At 41.7% G+C, this 20,746-nt stretch carries 15 protein-coding genes and 2 pseudogenes; 1 reads left to right on the top strand and 16 read right to left on the bottom strand.

From position 1 onward, the window contains the following. Window positions 1–224: 224 nt before the first annotated feature. Genes SORDD15_RS01190 through miaA form a run of 6 tightly spaced genes read right to left on the bottom strand, consistent with a single transcriptional unit; the run spans window position 225 to window position 5,205 of the window. Entirely contained in the window at window positions 225–980 is a 756-nt protein-coding gene (locus SORDD15_RS01190; RefSeq protein WP_061413651.1) for an SDR family NAD(P)-dependent oxidoreductase, read from the bottom strand. A gap of 28 nt (window positions 981–1,008) precedes the next feature. Then, window positions 1,009–1,500: a DUF7832 domain-containing protein gene (locus SORDD15_RS01185; RefSeq protein ID WP_061413649.1), complete on the bottom strand. Its 492-nt coding sequence runs from the start codon at window positions 1,498–1,500 to the stop codon at window positions 1,009–1,011. 29 nt (window positions 1,501–1,529) lie between these two features. Further along, window positions 1,530–2,459, bottom strand: coding sequence for a ribonuclease Z (gene rnz, locus SORDD15_RS01180; RefSeq protein ID WP_061413647.1), 930 nt, complete (start codon window positions 2,457–2,459; stop codon window positions 1,530–1,532). A 14-nt stretch (window positions 2,460–2,473) separates the two neighbouring features. Beyond that, window positions 2,474–3,097 carry a hypothetical protein gene (locus tag SORDD15_RS01175; RefSeq protein ID WP_061413645.1) on the bottom strand — a complete coding sequence of 208 codons (624 nt, stop codon included), beginning with the start codon at window positions 3,095–3,097 and terminating at the stop codon, window positions 2,474–2,476. Beyond that, window positions 3,090–4,328 carry a GTPase HflX gene (hflX, locus tag SORDD15_RS01170; RefSeq protein ID WP_061413643.1) on the bottom strand — a complete coding sequence of 413 codons (1,239 nt, stop codon included), beginning with the start codon at window positions 4,326–4,328 and terminating at the stop codon, window positions 3,090–3,092. Before hflX ends, SORDD15_RS01175 begins: the two co-directional genes overlap by 8 nt. Then, window positions 4,321–5,205: a tRNA (adenosine(37)-N6)-dimethylallyltransferase MiaA gene (gene miaA / locus SORDD15_RS01165; RefSeq protein ID WP_061413641.1), complete on the bottom strand. Its 885-nt coding sequence runs from the start codon at window positions 5,203–5,205 to the stop codon at window positions 4,321–4,323. Before miaA ends, hflX begins: the two co-directional genes overlap by 8 nt. Window positions 5,206–5,325: 120 nt before the next feature. Here miaA and SORDD15_RS01160 point away from each other — a divergent pair, with 120 nt between their 5' ends. Continuing rightward, window positions 5,326–5,496, top strand: a complete 171-nt coding sequence (locus tag SORDD15_RS01160) for a DUF3042 family protein (protein ID WP_001051782.1) — start codon at window positions 5,326–5,328, stop codon at window positions 5,494–5,496. A gap of 41 nt (window positions 5,497–5,537) precedes the next feature. On the opposite strand, the gene SORDD15_RS01155 is transcribed toward SORDD15_RS01160, so the two are convergent. The 10 genes and pseudogenes from SORDD15_RS01155 to ccdA2 form a co-directional block, all read right to left on the bottom strand. Beyond that, a complete protein-coding gene (locus tag SORDD15_RS01155) occupies window positions 5,538–6,377 on the bottom strand; it encodes a thymidylate synthase (protein WP_061413639.1) in 840 nt (279 codons plus the stop codon). 98 nt (window positions 6,378–6,475) lie between these two features. Then, complete coding sequence (locus tag SORDD15_RS01150) at window positions 6,476–7,435, bottom strand: ROK family glucokinase (protein WP_061413637.1); 960 nt, start codon at window positions 7,433–7,435, stop codon at window positions 6,476–6,478. A 107-nt stretch (window positions 7,436–7,542) separates the two neighbouring features. Then, a complete protein-coding gene (gene pabB / locus SORDD15_RS01145; RefSeq protein ID WP_061413635.1) occupies window positions 7,543–9,276 on the bottom strand; it encodes an aminodeoxychorismate synthase component I in 1,734 nt (577 codons plus the stop codon). A gap of 68 nt (window positions 9,277–9,344) precedes the next feature. Next, window positions 9,345–15,077: a ZmpA/ZmpB/ZmpC family metallo-endopeptidase gene (locus tag SORDD15_RS01140; RefSeq protein ID WP_061413633.1), complete on the bottom strand. Its 5,733-nt coding sequence runs from the start codon at window positions 15,075–15,077 to the stop codon at window positions 9,345–9,347. A gap of 2 nt (window positions 15,078–15,079) precedes the next feature. After that, window positions 15,080–15,643, bottom strand: coding sequence for a TIGR01440 family protein (locus SORDD15_RS01135; protein WP_061413631.1), 564 nt, complete (start codon window positions 15,641–15,643; stop codon window positions 15,080–15,082). Window positions 15,644–15,757: 114 nt separating this feature from the next. After that, a pseudogene (locus SORDD15_RS01130) lies at window positions 15,758–17,450 on the bottom strand (cache domain-containing sensor histidine kinase). After that, window positions 17,447–18,183: pseudogene (locus SORDD15_RS01125) on the bottom strand (response regulator transcription factor). The pseudogenes SORDD15_RS01130 and SORDD15_RS01125 overlap by 4 nt, the downstream one beginning before the upstream one ends. Window positions 18,184–18,253: 70 nt before the next feature. Then, window positions 18,254–19,366, bottom strand: coding sequence for a peptide-methionine (R)-S-oxide reductase MsrB (gene msrB / locus SORDD15_RS01120; RefSeq protein WP_061413629.1), 1,113 nt, complete (start codon window positions 19,364–19,366; stop codon window positions 18,254–18,256). A 9-nt stretch (window positions 19,367–19,375) separates the two neighbouring features. Further along, on the bottom strand, window positions 19,376–19,939 hold the full coding sequence (locus SORDD15_RS01115; protein ID WP_061413627.1) for a redoxin family protein: 564 nt from the start codon (window positions 19,937–19,939) through the stop codon (window positions 19,376–19,378). A 13-nt stretch (window positions 19,940–19,952) separates the two neighbouring features. After that, complete coding sequence (ccdA2, locus tag SORDD15_RS01110; RefSeq protein WP_061413625.1) at window positions 19,953–20,663, bottom strand: thiol-disulfide oxidoreductase-associated membrane protein CcdA2; 711 nt, start codon at window positions 20,661–20,663, stop codon at window positions 19,953–19,955. Window positions 20,664–20,746: the final 83 nt, after the last annotated feature.

Raw genomic sequence — 20,746 nt, 5'->3', positions numbered from 1 at the left:
TCCATTTCTTTGGAAACACATCACTTTTTATAGTCTTTTACACTTATTTTATAAAACAATATAGGAAATTTCAATACCTTAAACACAAAAAATCATATTTTTGATTGTTTTTTCTAAAATTTGTAGAAGATTCAAAAAATGTGAATGTAGTTTTAGAACAAAAACAAACAATTTTTGACATTCAGTAAAACATGATAAAAAGTTCCCTTTGTAAGGAACTCCTTTTACTTATAATTAAATGTCTCCCCTGCCAACTTATCAGCTAGTTTAGGAAAGAGAGTATAAAACTTATGGGCTAGATTCAACAAAACTGGGAGATTGAGCTCCCGTTTGTTTTTTCCTATACACTTAATAATCTTTTTAGCCACCGCATCTGGTTCTAAGATAAAACGGTCAACCGACTTGAGGTAGGTCCCATCTGGGTCTGCCTGATCAAAAAAGGCAGTACGAATCGGTCCTGGATTAACTGTCGTCACATAGACTCCACAGGGCATCAGTTCGAGGCGCAAAGCATTTGAAAAGCCAATAGCCGCAAACTTTGTCGCTGAATAGAGACTGGACTTGCTAGTCGCTATCAAACCTGCCATGCTGATGATATTGATGATATGCCCTTTTCGACTTTCCTTCATACGAGCTCCAAGATGACGAGACAGATTCATCAGAGCAAAGGTATTAACCTCAAACATCTGGTGAATGTCTTTGTCAGAAATCTGGTCAAAGTCTTCAAAAATTCCATAGCCAGCGTTGTTAATCAAGACATCAATCTTGCCATAACGGAGATAGAGGTCAGCTACTAGAGCTTCTAGGGCTGAGTCATCAGTAATGTCGATTTCAATCCATTCCACATTAGGATGATTTCCGTAGAGTTGAGCTAATTTTTCCTTGTTTCTACCTAGTAAGATGAGTTGGTCATTTGGCAAGAGTTTGACCATTTCTTGGGCTAAGCCACCGCTTGCCCCAGTGATGATGATGGTGCGCATCTCTATTCCTTTCAAAGTGTTGGTCAATTTAATGAAATCTTTTTCCAGCTAAATAATGAGCATAAGCTTGATCAATGACTGGAGCAAACAGATGATAATCCTCCCAGCTACCTAAAAATTCTAAAGGCAAGTCATACAAGTCATTGACTACAAATTCGGAATAATCATCCATATACTGATGTTCATAATAGTCATTTACAAAAGCCTGAAAATCCTTTGTAATATCCATTATTCCCAGTTTACCATCGCACCAGTCTAAAAGATAATCAACACCCAAAGTTTGTTCATTTTTTACACTTTGGAATACCGTTTCTTCATCAGGAGACATCATTTCTTTGGCATCAAGCTGGATGAGCCAAGTAACGAAAAAACCGATATGATTCGCAGCCCAACGATAAATCTCCCGATAATCTTTTTGGGTTAGCTCTTCTTTTTGTAATTGATAGCTGTGCAAGTAGTTGGTTAGTGCATTCTCATAATACCAATCCGCTTTATCCAATAAACGATTTTCAACATTCATCTTATTTCCCTCTCAACGAACCTGAAACATTATAACTCAACCTCTTCCAGATCTTTGACGACATGGACATTTTCAAAAACAGTTGCAGCATCTTTCTTGAGCTGGCTGATATCTTTTGAGAGGAAACGAGCGCTAATATGATTGAGCAGGAGGCGTTTGGCACCTGCTTCTGCTGCTACTTGTGCTGCCTGCATATTGGTTGAGTGACCGTGATTGCGAGCAATTTTTTCATCTCCCTTACCATAAGTCGACTCGTGAACCAAGACATCGGCATTGACAGCTAGACGCACACTGGCATTGGTTTTTCGGGTGTCACCCAGAATGGTGATGATCTTACCTGGACGTGGCGCTGAGATATAGTCAGCTGCCTTGATTTCAGTTCCATCATCCAGAACAATATCCTGACCGTTTTTGATTTTTCCAAAAAGCGGACCAAACGGAACACCAGCAGCCTTGAGTTTTTCAGCATCCAAGGTACCTTCTAGATCCTTTTGCATGACACGATAGCCAACACAGAAAATAGTGTGGTCCAGCTCCTCTGCATACACAGTGAATTTATCAGTCTCAAGGACTTTCCCTAGAGAATCTTGATCAAACTCATGAAAATGAATGCGGTAAGGCAGGCGAGAACCTGATACACGAAGACTAGTCAAGACAAAGGCCTTGATCCCTTGCGGTCCATAGATTTCCAAATCTGTCTGCTCTTCATTGGCCTGAAAAGCACGGCTAGAAAGGAATCCTGGCAAGCCAAAGATGTGGTCTCCATGCAGGTGGGTGATAAAGATTTTGCTGACCTTCCGTGGTCGAATTGTGGTTTCCAGAATGCGATTTTGCGTTCCTTCTCCACAGTCAAAGAGCCAAACTTCGTTAATCTCGTCCAAGAGTTTCAGGGCGAGACTTGAGACGTTGCGGGCTTTAGAGGGCTGACCAGCCCCTGTTCCTAAAAATTGAATATCCATTCGATACTTTCTAATTAATCAATATATAACATGGCTGTGCGGTTTTCCGATCGGAAATAGCGCTTGCCAGAAAAAGCAACAGCTTCTTGCAGTAAATCCTCTTGGCTGTATCCTTTGAGACGCTTGCGACCATCAGCCAAACTTTCCAAATCTGTCAAAACTGTGAGGCTCTCCACACTAACAACTTCCTCATCCCCGACAGCTTTCAGGTAAATCTTGCCAGACTCTTCAAAGACGAGTTGATGGGGGAAAATTTGCGCAATTTCAAAGAGCAAGTCATCCGAGATTTCCTCTTCATTTTCAGAGAAAATCCGCCCCAGCCCCTCACTCTCATAGCAAAATCCAAAAGATTTGCCAGATAAATTAAGACGAATAAAAGGCTTATTTTCAAAGGTGAAACTTGGCTCAGCATTGTAGAGGTTCAGTTCCTGACTGAGTTCTGCAAAATAATCCGTCGCAGCCTCAGGACTCTTTTTCTGGTAGAGTTCAGCAAAGTAGGCATTGACTACACTAGGCGGAGGTGTGATGAGAGCCAACTGCTCCTGCTCTGTTTTGCCAGCTAGAAGCTGATCCAGATAGACCTTATCCAGACTTGTATAACCTCCATACTTTAGAGCCAAGGTTTTGATATCAGTCATAAAAATCCTCTAACCTCCATTTATTTTTCTCGGAAATGTAGCCTGTAATGACTTCTCCATCATCTTGGTAGTCACGATCCTCCAGAATCGCTACACTTTCTAAATCATGAATCTTGTAGGACTTAGAAAAAGGAACGCGCAGGGTAAAGACTTCAAAAATATCCTTAATCTTATCTAGCAATAATGCTTGCAAGTTTTCCCGACTATCCTCAGACTTGGCAGAAATGAGGGCGTATGGCGTTTGTGTCGGCGTGAAATCCTCCACCAAATCCGCTTTATTATAAAGGGTCAGGCGGGGAATATCCTCCATATCCAAGTCTTTCATGATGGACAGGACTGTTTTTTCATGCTCTTCGTGGTAAGGATTGCTGGCATCAATGACATGAACCAGAAAATCCACATGCTTGCTTTCTTCCAAGGTCGACTTGAAACTGGACACCAATTCTGTTGGCAAGTCTTGGATAAAGCCAACAGTGTCCGTTAAAGTCACCTGAAGATTGCCTCCCAAATGGATACTCTTGGTCGTCGCATCCAGAGTCGCAAACAACTCATCAGCCTCATACTGGGTCTTACTTGTCAAGGTATTCATGATGGTTGATTTCCCTGCATTGGTGTAGCCAATCAAACCAATCTTGAAGGTGCTTGACTCCAGACGTTTTTCTCTGACTGTCGCCCGATTTTTCTCAGCCACCTTAAGCTGACGCTCGATATCTGTGATTTGATTACGAACACTACGACGGTTCAACTCCAGCTGGCTTTCACCAGGTCCACGGGAACCAATTCCCCCTGCCTGACGGCTGAGCATAATCCCCTGACCAACCAAGCGGGGCAAGAGATATTTGAGCTGGGCTAGGTGGACTTGGAGTTTCCCTTCATGGCTTCGAGCCCGCATGGCAAAGATATCCAGAATCAACTGCATACGGTCAATAACCTTAACTCCCAGAACTTCCTCCAGATTGACATTTTGCCGTGGAGTCAAGCGGTTGTTGACGATGACAGTAGTAATTTCTTCCGCATCTACCATGAGTGCAATCTCTTCCAACTTACCAGAACCAACAAAGGTCTTGGAGTCATACTTTTCCCGTTTTTGCCTGTAGCTATCCACAACGACTGCACCAGCTGTCTTGGCTAGACTGGCCAATTCTTCCATGGAGAGATCAAAATTGTCCATACCCTGCAATTCCACACCGATGAGCAGGACCCGTTCCTCTTTTTTCTCCGTTTCAATCATCTAAAAACTCCTCTATCTGGCTTAAAATGCGGTCCTGTACGTCAGGCTCTCCTATATGATAAAAGGTGACCTGCATGCGATTACGAAACCAGGTCAGCTGACGCTTGGCAAAACGTCGAGTCGCCTGTTTGAGAGTCTCACTAGCTTCCTCTAAAGTCTGCTCTCCACGGAAATAAGGAAAGAGTTCTTTGTAGCCAATTCCTTTAGCAGCCTGCACATCAGGGTAATGGTCAAAAAGCCACTTGGCCTCATCCAATAACCCAGCCTCAAACATTAAATCCACTCGATGGTTGATCCGTTCATAAAGCTGACTGCGCTCATCGTCCAAGCAGATAATCAGAGGTTCATACAAGGTCTCTTGATTTTCCAAATCCTGACCAAAATGAGCAATTTCCAAGGAACGCATCGCACGACGACGGTTAAACTGGGGAATTTCAAGACCTGCTTGCTTCACGAGATGGGCTAATTCCTCATCTGAATAAGGCTCCAAACTAGCCCGATAAGCTAAAATCTCCTCATGAGGTGTTTCTCCACCTAGATGGTATCCTTCCAGCAAACTCTGGATATAAAGCCCTGTACCACCCGCGATAATAGCTAGCTTACCACGGTTATGAATATCCTCAATAGCCTTCTTAGCTTCTGAAACAAAATCAAAAGCCGAGTAAGACTCGGTCACCTCTCTGACATCAATCAAATGATGAGGAACAACAGCTTGTTCCTCTGGGCTAGCCTTGGCCGTCCCAATATCCAACCCTCTGTATACTTGCTGACTGTCGCCACTGACCACCTCTCCACCAAAGCGCTTGGCCACTTCAATAGCAAGGGCTGTCTTCCCAACAGCAGTCGGTCCAACAATCACAATTATTTTTGTTTTCATCTTTTTTCCTTGAAAAATTCCCATTTTTTCGTTACTATTATTATATCACAAAAAGGTCAGTCAGAAAAATGCTACCACTTGAGGAGCCTGACTGTTCGGGAAGATAAAGGAGGAAGACTCATGGCTAAAGGATTCGCTAAAGGTCTTGTAACAGGTGTCGCAGGAACTGTCGCTGCCGTTGCAGGTGCAGTATACGCAATTAAAAAGAAAGTGATTGAGCCAGAAGAGCAAAAAGCAGCTTTCATCGAAGAAAACCGCAAAAAAGCAGCTCGCCGCCGCGTATCACATTAATATACAAAAGAAGTTGAGATTTCTCAACTTCTTTTTATTTCTTAAATAGCCAAATCAAACTTCAGCTGCGGCTTAACTGGATCATAGTCAACCAACTCAAAGTCTTCCGCTTTGATATCAAAGAAATTGGTCCCATCAGGAACATTTAAAACCAAGCGTGGTTGGCAGTTTGACGGCTCACGGCGGAGCAATTCCTCTGCTTGTTCAAACTGATTATCATAGATATGAAGGTTGTTGATAAAATAGAAAAACTTCCCAACCTTCCAGCCGAAATGCTTGGCAATCATCATTTGAAGAGCCACGTACTGCATAGCGTTAATGTGGTGGGCCACCAGCATATCATTAGAACGCTGGGTCAAGGTCGCATCCAGATAGATTTCCCCATCAACACGACGGACATCAAACATGGTCTGAAAGGCACATGGGAGCAACCCATCTGTTTCTTCGAAAGCTTGGTAATCCCAGAGCGAAATGATATTGCGGCGGTTCCAAGGGTTGGCTTCCAACTGCTTGAGAAGCTTGTTGATGATATCGTGTTTCTTAACGACTGCCCCATAGCGCTCACCAATAGTTCCCGTATCTCCCACTTCCCAGTCATTCCAGTAGTGGACATTGTACTTGCTATTTAGCACTTCTAGGCTATTAGACTGATCCTGGTAAATCCAGAGCACTTCCTTGATAGCGGATTTGATCGCAATGGGACGCAAGGTTGTGATGGGAAATTCCCCCTTAGCCAAGTCATACTCGGCAAAGGCACCCGTTACGTACTTGGAGTTGGCAACAGTCCCATCCTTATACTTGGGACGTGCCTGCTCAGAAAAGACACCGTCTCTGAGGATTCGTTCAATATTTTCTTTAAAAATCGTATCTGCTTTTGTCATTTACTCTCACCTCATTTATTGTCTTAACTAGTATAGCATAAAAAAAGAAAGGAGGAAAATCACTCGCTTCAAGTTAGTGTTTTTCCCCTTTTATTATCTTATTGTAATACAAGCGATGCTGCTCCGATAACTCCAGCGTCATTTCCTAAAGTTGCAAGAGCCAATTTTGTCGTGGTACGAACTTGTGGGAAAGTATTCTCATCATATACTTTTTGGACAGCCTGCAAAAGAAATTCCCCTGCAGCAGACACCCCACCACCGATAACAATAGCTGAAGGATTTAGCATACATCCGATATTGGCACAGGCAATTCCTAAATATCGTGAAAAATTACGATAGACAATGAGCGCTAAGTCATCCCCTTCTTTTGCAAGGTCAAAGACAGTTTTAGCTGTTACTTCTTCGCCGTTGTCAATCAGTTTTTTTAGTTGAGAATCACCAGCATACTCATCAGCATAGCGACGGGTCAAATTGACGATCCCAGTCGCAGAAGCAACTGTCTCAAGACAGCCTTTCTTACCACAAGTACAAGCGATTGGTTGGTCAAAGTCAACAGTGATATGACCAAGTTCTCCTGCCGCACCAGCAACACCGTGGAGCAATTTGCCTTCTGCCACGATACCGCCACCAACACCTGTACCAAGGGTCATAAAGACAACGTCTGGTTGGTTTTCACCAGCCCCCAACCAGCGCTCACCAAGAGCAGCTACGTTGGCATCATTATCGATGAAGAACGGAATACCCAAGGCTTTTTCGATCTTTTCTTTAATCGGTTGAAGGGTTTTCCAGTTGAGGTTGTAGGCACCGATAACAGTCCCTTTTTCACTGTCAACCACACCAGGTGATCCCATCCCAATGCCTCGGAAGTCTGTTGCTGCCAATCCAAGCAAGTCCAAACGATGTTGAATAGACTCAATCATATCATCAACGATATGGCTTCCCTCATCCAAAATATTGGTCTTGATAGACCATTTTTCTTGGATTTCACCTGCTGTTGTTAAGATTGCAAATTTGATAGAAGTTCCACCAAGGTCAATCCCAATAATCTTTTGACTCATCGTCTTCTCCTTTTTAATTGAAAATGCTTACAGATATAGTATATCAAAATATAGTGACCGATGCAAAGGTTTGCTCAACTTTAGTTTTAATTTTGATTCTTCATTTTCTAAATCACTACTTCTTCATATTTAATTGTCAACTCATACAAGCCCCTTACTGCATTACAACCATAAATAGCTTGAGCTTGGGCTAAGTCTGCCAAGGTCAAGACTTTCTCTTCTACTTCTCCTGTTTCTAGCAAATGCTGGCGGTAAATCCCTGGCAAAATTCCAAGTCTGATAGGCGGTGTGTAGAGTTTCCCAGCGATTTTCAGAACCAAATTTCCAATAGAGGTTTCAAGAAGTTCTCCTGCTGCATTATGGTAAATGATTTCCTGTTCCCCTAGACTTAAGTGTGGTCTATTAGTTGTTTTGAAGTAGGTAAAGGCTTGATTCAAATCTGCTTCTTGCAGACAAAGTTTGGCTTTGCAGAAACTTGGACTGAGGGGTGTTAAGATTTGGCGACTGAGTTCTATTTCTCCAGACTTGCTGAGACTAATTCGCAAACGGTAATCTTGATTAGCTTCACAAGCCTGACACTCTTCCTCTATCCTTTGTCTCAAGTCTTCTGCATCATAAGGATAGGCAAAATAACGACTCGCCTTTGTCAGTCTTTCTAAATGTTGCTCTTCAAACAACAAGCTCTTCTGGCTGATTTTCCCAGTCGTAATCAGTTGGAAACGTGCTTGTTTACGATAGAGAACAGCCGCCTTTTGATGAACCTCTTGGTATTCAGATTCCCAAGTACTATCCCAAGTAATCCCTCCGCCAACTCCATAGATGGCTTTTCCTTGATGCAGTTGAATCGTCCGAATAGCGACGTTAAAAATCCGGCGCCCATTTGGAAGTAAGAGACCAATCGTTCCGCAGTAGACTCCGCGTGGTTGGGACTCCAAGTCCTTAATGATTTCCATGGTCGCAATTTTGGGAGCTCCTGTGATGGATCCACATGGAAAGAGCGAACGAAAGATTTCAACTAGGTCCACATCCGGTCGCAACTGACTCTTGATGGTTGAAGTCATCTGCCAAACAGTTGAATACTGTTCCACTTGACAAAGACGCTCCACGTGCTCACTCCCCACCTCAGAAATACGGTTCATATCATTGCGCAAGAGATCCACAATCATCATATTTTCAGAGCGATTTTTAGGATCCTGTTCTAGCCAGCTAGCTTGGGCAAGGTCTTCTTGGTCAGTCAACCCGCGCTGAGTCGTTCCCTTCATCGGGCGAGTCGTTAATTCCCGGTCGTTTTGCTCAAAAAAGAGCTCTGGGCTCATGGAAATCACTGCCATCTCGTCATGTTCCACATAGGCATTGTAGCCCGCCTCCTGCTCTACCACCATATGATTGTAGATGGCAAATGGATTAGCACTTAAGTCCTGCTTTAGTTGGACAGTATAGTTGACCTGGTAGGTGTCCCCCTGCCGCAAATGATGGTGAATCTGAGCAATAGCCTTTTCATAGTTCTCTGCAGATGTTTCTTCCTGCCAATCATAAGGCAAATCTACTTCCTCATAAGTCAGAGGAATAGGTGATGTTTCTACCCTATCATGAACTGTAAAATATAGCAGATACTCTGCTAGTAAAGGAGCTTTATGAACTGCTAATTTCTCCTCAAATGCAGGTGCAGCCTCGTAGCTGACATAGCCCACTACATAATAGCCCTGCTCTTGGTAGCTTTCCACCTGTGCCAGTAAGTCCGCCACTTCTGCTAAATCTCTCGTTTTTAACTCTTTGATAGGCTGGGTAAAGATGTATCTCTCCCCCAAAGCCCTAAAATCAATCACTGTTTTTCTATGCATATCCTAAGTATAGCATAAAAAGGTAGATACAGACAAAGCTGATCTACCTTTTTACGATTTTAGTCATCCTATGCTTGTGATGCAGTAAATAGATCACCAGAGAAACCGTCTGTGTTTTTAAGGAGTTGTTTGTAAATCCCCCATTTAAGATCTACAGTATTTTTGAAATCATTACCTTTTAGGTCTTTTTCAACCGCATCGTTGAACAATTCTTGCAACTGATTATAGGTTGAAATTTTTTGTCCATCGATTTCAATTTCTACCAAACCTTTTTGAGCTTTATTGTACACCTCGTGATACCAAGCTTTCTTCCATTCTTCTAGTGTATGGAAACGTCCGTTAGAAACTTTTTCGATGATAAAGTCATCACCAAGACCTTTATTTCCAGCTTTTTGAGATTCTTGTTTATACTTGTTAGAGGCATATCCGATGAATCCATCCAAGTAACCAAAGTAACCCCACATACGGAAGGTATTGTGTTTGAAGGAAATAGATCCAGTAGCACTCTTACTTGTGTTACCTCCGTAAATACCTGTCATCATGTTGACAACTGTATAAGCGGTATCATATCCTTCAGGACGGTAATGACCATTTCCTGGTAATCCATGTTTGGTAGCAAAGTTTCCATCAACCAATTGGTCGATACTTGTCAACTTCGTATTCTTTTCATCATCATTCAAATCACGAACTAAATCCCACTGATGTGGTTCACCAATCAATTTGTTCCCTTCAGCTTGTTCACGCCATTTTTTATCAATTTTCTTAAACCACTTATCATTTGTGCTAGTGTTCTTATTAAATACAGCTGTAGCTTCTAGATAATCCAACATCATCAAAGCTTCGTTATAGTTTTTCATGTAGTGGTCAATAGCTTCTCGACTCTGTAGCATATTCGGATTCGGATTGTAAATCTGTGTTCCGTCATTTGGACGTTCATACGCCATGTTAAGACCGAGCGAGCGATATTCACCATTATAATTGGTTAAGGATGGTGATTGTAACATACCTTGGGCAAAGGCTTCAACATAGGTTCCTTCACGATGACGCCATCCACCTAGATATGCCATACGGTCATTGATATGTGTTGTTTCGTGTGTAAATGCTGAGGTACCATAGTCACTAATTAGACTAGCGATGACATAATACACTGCTTCTTGCGGTTGAGGATTGTCATATAGGGTTGCATAGGCACCTAAACCGTTATTTCCATGCCACTTACCTGTAGGACCATAGAATTCTCGAATTGGGGCGAAATCGCCATTCTTAGTGTGACCCATGCGATCCACCCAACCAAGACCTGGTACATCCTGGTTATCCCACACAGCTGTAGGGACCATATTTTCGCTCTTGAGAAGTTGGTTACGGACATTATCAGCTGCAAGTCTTGACCAGAAGTCTAAGTAATTGATTTGCTCTTGCGCACGTAAGTCAATCTGTTTCTTAAATTCTTCACGTTCTTCTGCTGTATTCTTACCATATTTCTCAAACGAGCTATAGGCAATGGTATTGTAGGTCGAAATCAAAAACATATGTGCGTTCTTCAAAGTCAACAGCGGTAAAATAGCTCGACCATGAATATTGTTATTCAATCCGTCATACAGTTTGTACTTCTTATCTGCAAAAGCTGGATTCGAAGATTTCTTTTCGACAACATAAACATTTTTAGACACGGTATTTTTAAACCAGGTATTCATATCTGTTTCATTTGTGAACAGTGTCATATTATATTTCAAGAAGTCATGAAGATTGCCTTTACCCGTGCCCCCAGCAATCATATCACGATAAGCGTCCTGTGTACGATCACCCTTCAAGTTTTTTTCGCTTGAACCAATTTGGATAAGATGATCAAGAACGTTTGATGTCTTACCATAGAAATCCGGTTTAAACATCATGATGTCTTTGATACTCAAATCGCCATATTTGATATCATAGTAACGATTGAGATAAGTCAGAGCCATCATGATTTTAGCTTTGTTATCCTCCACCTTTTTGAGAAGAGCTTTCATAGCTGCTTCATCACTATTCAATTGATGGTCTTCATTTTCTACCAAAGCCTTTACGAACGTATCAAGATTAGTTCGAACATCCGCAAAACTTTCCTCCAAGAAGAGATTACGGATGTAATTATTCTTATGGTCATCACTGTTTTCAGCTGGTTTGTTACGTTTATCCATGAGAGCACGGACTTCAGGTGAAATCAACTGAACGCTGTCTAATTTCGATTTAATATCGTTGATTAATTGTGTTCTATCTTTAACAACCATATTTGGTGTATAAACGATGTCACCAAGACCTTCTATACTATATTCACGAACTTGTTGTACTTGAGAATCAGCTTTACGTGTGATAGCTTTTTCTTCCTTAGTACCATCTGTATAGTGAATCATAATGTGACTAGCTTCAGATAAGTCAGTCACGAATCGACCATCTTTCATACCAGTTACAGATAATACTTCAGTCGTTAATAATTTAGAACCAGCAGGAATTTTATTTCCTTGATTGACAATCCATTCTTTATTGTAGAACGGTTGAAGCTTTTCGATATTACGGTAAGCAAGCTCACGAGAAGCATCGTAATCATCAATTGCTTTATATTGGTTCTCTTTACTTACAATGTTATTCAGTTTATCTTCAACGGGTTTAGTGCTTGTAAATTGATTAGCAGTGATCCCCATTTTAGAGACTAATTCATCTGCTTTTTCTTTTGTAATACTAGAAACCTTTTTCGAATTTTTATAAGTCTTTTTACCTTCACTTACACCTTCAACACTAAAGTTACGTTTTGTTCTTGAATAAGTGAAGTAATCATCAGCATCAATATCTGAGTGTCCAAACACCATTTCACCTGTTTTGACCTTCATCATAGTAATGTTGTCTTCTATAGCACCTAAGGCCCAGTTCGTCCCTATCAGTCCACCTGACATAAGAGATTCTTTAAGTTCGATAAATCCTTTCGCTACAGAATGCTTCAGAACACCCTCCCTGCCTACGGTGTTATTATTTCCACCATTTTGAGATGAATACACAATACCAGCAGCTTTAGCTTTATTACCAGTGATTTCAGCATCAACATAAGCTTTTTCGATAATACCTTTCCAGTTTTCACCAACAACACCTGTTAGATAACCACCTTTATTTCCAACCGCGTGTACTTTACCGATAAATGCTACGTTGCGAACTGTACCACTACCATCGATTTTATTGATAATACCAGATACATCGTTATTTCCAACAACTTTACCTGTTACTTTAATGTTTTCGATAGTAGCATTATTTTTTATAACATTTGCAATTGGAGCAATTTTATCCGTTCCTGGCATATCAATATTTACGTTTTCAAGTAGTAAATCTTTAACTGTACCACCTTCGATGTCGCCAAATAAAGGTCTTATCGTATTACTAATAGTAAATTTATTACCATCCGTACTTATTAGTGTACCTTTGAAAGACTTCGTCACATAAGATTTCCCTGCTGGTTTAACGTTGGTTGCATTTAGATTGTCCCCAAGCTTGAACGTACCACTAGGATTAGCTTGCATCGCTTTTACAAGGTCATTGAAATCATAGTAAACATCTCCTTCATGGGCTTTGGGCTTGGCAATGTAATGTACATACTCTTCGCTAAGTGTATTATCAGCATTACGTCGAATCAAATCCGGTGCTGTAGCAGTGACCTTATATAAGGCCTTGCCATCAACTGTGACTTCTTCAATTTTATCAACAGCCAGTCTTGTTATTTTGTTATCATGAGTGGTCACTCGTAAATAAAGTGGAGCAAGATCAGCTGGTTTTTCTGTAAGCAAACTAGTGTCTGTTTCGTTACCATCAGCGTCCACGCTCATCAAGCTTGTTTCTTTGATGTTCTTGATTTCAACTTTTTTGAGGTCAATTCTTAGCGGTTCTTCTTTCAGAACTTCTTCCTCATCACCTTCTCCACGGTCATAAACCATCTTGGTTTCAATTTTATAATCCTTGTAGTACTGCAAATCAGCCAAAGTGACAGTCAAGTCGTCTGGTGAAACAGTCAATGTTTTTACAATTTCATCGCCTTTTTTCAGAGTTAAGGTGATGGATTTAATAGCTGCCTTACTTGGATTTTCCAAATTGTAACGAATTTGAGATGTTCGTTTTAAATCTTTAACATCGATTAGCGACAAACTTAAAATTGGTTTTTCAAAGTTTTTAGTTCCTAATTTAACGATACGATCTTGATCCAACTCTAAAACCTGTTCGACAACTTTCGGTGCTTCTTCAGTCTTCAGTCCTTTAATTGTCTTATAAGTTTTTATAACCTTTTTCTGTCCGTCTTTTCCTTCTTTGACAGTAACTCTTTCACCTTTTTTCAGTTGATCATCTTCTTCAACCTTTTCCTTAAACGGAATCTTTTCAAGACTTTCTTCTACCAGAGTTCCTTCAATTGGTTTCGTACCACGACTTATTTTTTTAGTGACTGGTTCTTTGATGACAGTTGTAGTTGTATTTAAAACTTGGTCAGTCTCAACACCCTCAATAGTCTTATAAGTCGTTTTGGTAATTTGACTACCCTTTTCTCCATCTTGGACGACAGTTTCTTCATCCGTATATTTGGTTGGATCTTCGATAATTTCTGTCTTATAGTCAAGCTCCGTAGTAGTTTCTTTCGTAACCGCGCCCTCAGTTACTTTATATTCAGGTAACTTTTCTTGAACTAAAGACTCGCCCTCTTTACCTGTTTCCTGACTGCCTTTAGCCTCAACATTGCCAGTATATTCTGGTAGGCTTTCTTGAACGAGGGACTGACCTTCTTTGCCAGTTTCCTGACTGCCTTTGGCCTCAACATTGCCAGTATATTCTGGAAGACTTTCTTGAACTAAAGACTCGCCCTCTTTACCTGTTTCCTGACTGCCTTTGGCCTCAACATTGTCAGTATATTCTGGTAGGCTGTCTTGAACTAAAGACTCGCCCTCTTTACCTGTTTCCTGACTGCCTTTAGCCTCAACATTGTCAGTATATTCTGGTAGGCTGTCTTGAACTAAAGACTCGCCCTCTTTACCTGTTTCCTGACTGCCTTTGGACTCAACATTGCCAGTATATTTTGGTAGACTTTCTTGAACTAAAGATTCGCCCTCTTTACCCGTTTCCTGACTGCCTTTGGACTCAATTTTTCCTGAATATTCTGCTTGTGACTCTTGAACTACCGACTCACCTTTTTTACTACTTATATTGGTCTTAGACTTTGATTCTTTAAAGTAACCAACATACTCATATCCTTCAATATGAATAACACCTTTAGCCAAGCCTTCATGTGTAGAGGCCGAAATAGTTTGGTTATAAGAAAGCAGCTCTTTGTTCTCAAATGCAAAAGTAGTAAAAGGGACAAAATGACTCATTCCAATAGACCCGATTAATAAAACGCCGAGTATTTTACTACGGTGTTTCTTCTTGGAAACTAATAAAACCGCTAAAGAGGCTGTCGCCAAACCAAGACCTGCCAAAGCAAACTCCTTACTTCCTGTGTAAGGAAGTTGTTGACTATTAGTTGCCTTCTTTCGATAGACTACATAAATAACATCATCATCTTGAAATTCTGCAGGAACTTCATGGTGAATCAGGGCTTTTTCAGACTCGGTCAATTCCTGCTCTGCTAAATAACGGTAATGAACGTTATGAGCACCACCGATTTCATTGGCATGTACCTTATCTACTGAAAGAGTACTTGCACCAAAAAGGAAGGCCCCGATGGCTACAGGACCTACCCCAACAGTGAGCTTACGAATCGAATATTTGGTGATTTTTTCTAGTTGTTGTTTTGTTTTTTTCATTCTCACGACTTTCTGATAGAATCTTGTGGATAATGCGCACGCGCACCTCCGATTAATTTGGGACGACTGGCTAGAGCCGTTACATGGGCATGCCCAATCTCTCTCAAAAGAGGGCGAATCGGCACCTGAACATGCTTGACATGCATGCCAATTGCAGTGTCTCCGATATCCAATCCAGCATGGGCCTTGATAAATTCAACCTCAACTGGATCCTGCATAAACTTGAAGGCTGCCAACTGACCCGAACCTCCTGCATGAAGAGTCGGAAGGACACTGACGATTTCTAGACCAAGCTGCTCTGCCACCTGACGTTCAACAACGAGGGCTCGATTGACATGTTCACAACCTTGAACAGCTAGATGAATTCCTTTTTCCTCTAGGATAGCTAGGATGGTCTTCACAATGATTTCCCCAATTTCTTGGCTGGATTCCTTGCCAATCTGACCACCTATCACTTCACTAGAAGAAAGGCCCAGAACAAAGATGGAGCCTTGCTTCAAATTGGCCTTTTCTAATACATCTTCAACAATCAGTCCTGTTTCTCTTTGAATGTCTTTTTCCTTCATACTTGATACCTCTTTTGTCACTATCTATCATATCGTTTTTTCTACGTTTTAGCAAGATAGACAACCTAGAAAGCTTGCCCAATTACACATAAAACTCCCAGAATTGACTGGGAGTTAACTAGTTTCTATTCTATTTATGTATATTTCCACTGTCGTCCCTTTTGATGGTACAGAATCAATCTTCATCTGGTAATGTTCTCCAAAATGAAGTTTCAGTCGTTGGTCGACATTTTTTTAGGCCAACTCCCCCACGTTTGAGCTGACTTTGACTGCTATCACCAGGATTTTGGAAACCAACACCATCATCCTTAATGCGGATGACAAGCCCTATATCCTGTTTCTGAACAGAGACTTTAATATGGCCCTGACCTTCCTTCTCCTTAATACCATGGTAAAGAGCATTTTCTACAAGAGGTTGCAACACCAACTTGGGTAAGACTAGGTTACCAAAAGCAGGATCTTCATCAATCTCATACTCCAGCTTATCACCATAGCGTTGTTTCTGGATAAAGAGGTACTGGCGGACATGATTGATTTCATCAGAAAGAGAAATCAAATCCTTCCCTTGATTGAGCGCCAAGCGGAAATAGGTTGCCAAGGACTTGGTCACCTGAACCACTCGCTGACTATCCTGAAATTCAGCCATCCAGATGATAGTGTCCAAAGTATTGTAGAGGAAATGGGGGTTAATCTGGCTCGACAGTGCTTGAAGTTCATACTGCCGGGTCGCTTCTTCCTGCCTGCGAATAGCTGCCATCAGCTGATCAATCTGATCCAACATGGCATTAAATTGGCGAGTCACTTCTCTCAGTTCATAGGCACCAGCTTCCTTAGCACGAAGATTTTGTGTACCAGAAGCAATTTCCAGCATGGTTTCTCTCAGATCCTTCAAAGGGGCAATCCAACGCTTGAGACTGAACCACACCAAGCAGAGACAGGCAAGAAGAGATAAGGCACTAGCACCAAGCAAGGTCCACATGAGTTGACTCCGAACCTGGTCTAACTTCTCCAGCGAAGAAACACCTATAACCGTCCAATCAGTACCTGCAATCTTTTCCTGACTGACGTAGGATTGGTGATTTAAAGTATAGCCCTGGCCTGTCTCGATGTAGGGTTTCATGGCCTCCATTTCACTCGCTGAGCTATAGACAGTACGTTTAGGATGGTAGACAAATTCATGATTTTCATTGATGATAAAGGCAAAGCCCTGCTGGCCCAACTGGAGTTGGTTGAGATAGGCTTCCAGAGTTTCGTAGGAAATATCCAAACGAAGCACACCAAGATTGGCCCCCTCTGCATCAACCAGTTCCTGAGTAACAGAAATGACCCATTGACTATCTGATTTACGAGCTGGGGTTAAAACTGGCTTAGCTCCCTGATGAATGGCCTTCTGATACCAATCCTCAGCCATCATATCTGATGAGGTTTTCATTTGCACACTGTCATCTGTAGAAATAACCTGACCGGATTTGGTGACCAGTACCACCGTTTTCAAGTCCTGGTCTGCCTTTAAGATGGTCAAAAACAGATCTCGAATTCCCTTGACCTTGTCTTGACTGGGATTCTCAGCATAAGCTAAAACATCCGTCTGCTGGGTCAAACTGGTCGAGGTGGTTTCTAATTTTTTGATATAAGACTGGATAAAGTGGCTAGTCTGGCTGATGGTCGTTTGGCTATTGCCCTCAATAGTGGCCTCAATGGCTGATGAACTCGATTGATAGTAGAAAGTCCCAACCAGAGCTAGGAGAATGAGAAAGACTAGAAAGATGGAAATAACCATTCTAACTAAAAGAGAAGAACGCTTCATCGGCCTTCCCCTTTCTTAAACTGACGAGGTGTCACACCTGCAATCTGTTTAAAACGTTGGGTAAAGTAGTTCATATCTTCAAATCCAACCTTTTCGGCTATCTCATAAATCTTTAAATCTGTGGTCAGAAGCAAGAGCTTGGCTTGTTTGACACGCTCTCTCACCAGATAATCCTGAAAAGGCACCCCAACTCTTTCTTAATTAAGGAACTCAGATAAGTCGGATTAAAACCCAAGTCACTGGCCAAAGACTTCAAACTAAACTGGCTGTCAGCCAGATGGGACTGGATTTTCTGGGCCAGGTTTCCCTCAAACTTATCGGTCAATAAATCTTGTAACTGCTCTTCCTTTTCTTCCTTGTCTAGTTTTTGCTTGATTTTCCCCAACATTTCCTCAATATCCTGACGAGAAAAGGGCTTGAGCAAGTAGTCATCTACACCGAGTTTGACAGCAGACAAGGCATAATCAAAATCATCGTAGCCAGTCAAAAAAACCAAATGCACCTGAGGATAGGTTTCTCGTACCAGACTGGCCAACTGGATGCCATTCAGCTGAGGCATGTTGATATCGGTTAAAATGATATCTGGCACCTGATTTTGAATCAAGTCCCAAGCCTGTCTTCCATTTTCAGCCTGACCGATGATTTCCATATCGTAGGCCGCTACATTGACCAGCTTGGTCAAGCCTTGTCTTACCAGATACTCATCTTCTACGATTAAGATTGTGTAGGTCATGCCTTGCTCCTTTGTCACTTACTAGTATCAGTATAGCAAAATTCTCCTCTAACTGCTTAGGAAAGACTTCTTAATCAACATAATCTAGTAAATAGGCATAACCTTTTTCTTCCATTTGGTCTTTGGGAATAAAGCGAATAGAAAGGCTATTGATACAGTAACGCAAGCCCCCCTTGTCCTGTGGTCCATCCGTAAAGACATGACCAAGGTGAGAATCTCCAACTCGGCTTCTCACTTCCATGCGCGTCATATTGTAGGACTTATCTTCCTTGTAGGTAGCGACATCTGGACTGATTGGTTGGGTAAAACTAGGCCAGCCGCAACCAGACTCGAACTTGTCCTTTGATGAAAAGAGGGGTTCGCCAGTTGCCACATCCACATAGATACCAGATTCAAATTTATCCCAGTAGCGGTTTGAAAAAGCCCGTTCTGTTTGATTTTTCTGGGTAACTGCATATTCCTCAGGTGACAAGGTCTTTTTCAATTCCTCATCGCTTGGTTTAGGATAGTTGCTGGCATCGATGACGGGATAGGCCGCCTGATTGACATTGATATGACAGTAGCCATTTGGATTTTTTTTGAGATAGTCTTGGTGGTAATCCTCAGCCACCACAAAATTCTTTAAGGGTTCCTTTTCAACTGCCAGAGGTTGATTGTATTTCTTAGCCACCTCATCAAAGACTTGGTTGATTACCTCTAAATCCTTCTCATCTGTGTAATAAACGCCGGTACGGTACTGGGTCCCCACATCATTTCCTTGTTTATTTTTGCTGGTTGGATTAATGATGCGGAAGTAATGAAGAAGAATTTCTTTGAGGGAAATTTGATTAGCATCATAGCTGACATGGACAGTTTCCGCATGTCCTGTTTGGTTAATCAATTCGTACTTGGTTGTTTCCCCTCTACCATTTGCATAGCCTGATACGGCATCGGTTACTCCAGGCACGCGTGAGAAATATTCCTCCACTCCCCAGAAACATCCCCCAGCTAGATAAATTTCGTGCAAGTCTGCGTCTTTACTCACTTCTGTTTTTTTCACTGTTTTTCCTCCTTGGCTAACGGATGCTTTCTCAATTTGCGAGCTATCTGTCTGCCCTGCATTTCGCATCAATAGGAAATAGAAACCGGTTATGGCTAGGAGAATGCCCCCTGCCAAGACAAAAAGTTTTACTTTATCATTCATAGCCTTTCTCTACCCCATTTCTTTCAATTCTTTTAAAATCATATCCTTATCCATAAAACCTGGTTGCGTTTTGACCAGCTTGCCTTCCTTGTCTATAAAGGCTTGAGTGGGATAAGAACGGACACCATAGCTTTCCAAAAGTTTGCCTGATGGATCAATTAAAACTGGAAAATTTTTATAATCTAAGCCCTTGTACCAGTTCTTAAATTCAGCTTCCGCTTGTTCTCCCTTGTGCCCAGGAGATACCACTGTCAAGACCACATAGTCATCACCAGCTTCTTTAGCGATTTCGTTCGTATCTGGAAGGCTGGCTAGACAGATGGAACACCAAGAAGCCCAGAATTTGAGATAGACTTTCTTGCCTTTGTAATCAGACAAACGATAGGTCTTGCCATCTACACCCATCAATTCAAAATCAGCTACTGCTTGACCCTTGGTGGCAGTTTGCGAACTGACTTGTTCTGTTTTGGTTTGCTCCTTCATAGTAGACTCGTCTGACATGTTTTTAGCCGAACAGGCTGCCAAGCAACAAATTGAGCCTACTCCAAGGAGACATGTTTGCCATTTTTTCATTTCTTCTTCCTCTCTATTCAAATAATGTAGTCAAAATGGAAGCATTTCCCAAAAGCACCAAGATTCCCATCACGATAATAAGGAAACCACCTACTTTTTTGAGGGTTCCGAGATAAGGATGGAGTTTTCGGAAATGTTTCAAAACATAGCTGGAGGCGAGAGCTAGAACTAAAAATGGTAGCGCCAATCCCAGCGTATAAACTAACATGAGACCAGCTCCCTGCCAAGCTCCTGAACTACCTGAAGCCGCCAAGGCCAAAACAGAGCCCAGAACCGGCCCTACACACGGCGTCCAAGCAAAACTAAAGGTCAACCCCAGTAAAAATGCCTGACTATAGCCGTTAGCGTTTTGACCCTGTCTCTTTAATTGTAGCCTTCTTTCCTTGTAGAGCCCCTGCAAATGTAAGACTTCCATCTGGTGCAAGCCCAAGAGAATGATAACTGCACCCGTCACATACTGAAACCAAGAAGCATAAAGCAAATTGCCTAAAAAACCAGCTCCATAGCCTAGTAAGATAAAAACAAAGGAAATTCCTGCTATAAAGGCCAAAGTTCGCAATAGGCTAACGACTGAGATTGAATATTTTCCACTAGAAGCCTGAGAACCATCTTTGTCATCCAACAAGACCCCTGCATAGACTGGCAACAAGGGTAAGATACAAGGAGAAAAGAAGGAAAGAATTCCAGCAAGAAAAACACTGATAAAAAAGAATACATTGTCCATTGCCTTCCTCCATTCTTTGATTTGATAAGTCTATTATAATTCCCAACTCTAAGAAAAAACAGGGATAATGATAGGGAAAAATA

Origin of the sequence: Streptococcus oralis (genome assembly GCF_001578935.1) — a bacterium.
GTDB classification, from domain to species: Bacteria; Bacillota; Bacilli; order Lactobacillales; family Streptococcaceae; genus Streptococcus; species Streptococcus oralis_R.
The sequence above is the reverse complement of the archived record's forward strand: the minus strand, read 5'-3'. Positions and strand labels throughout refer to the sequence as shown.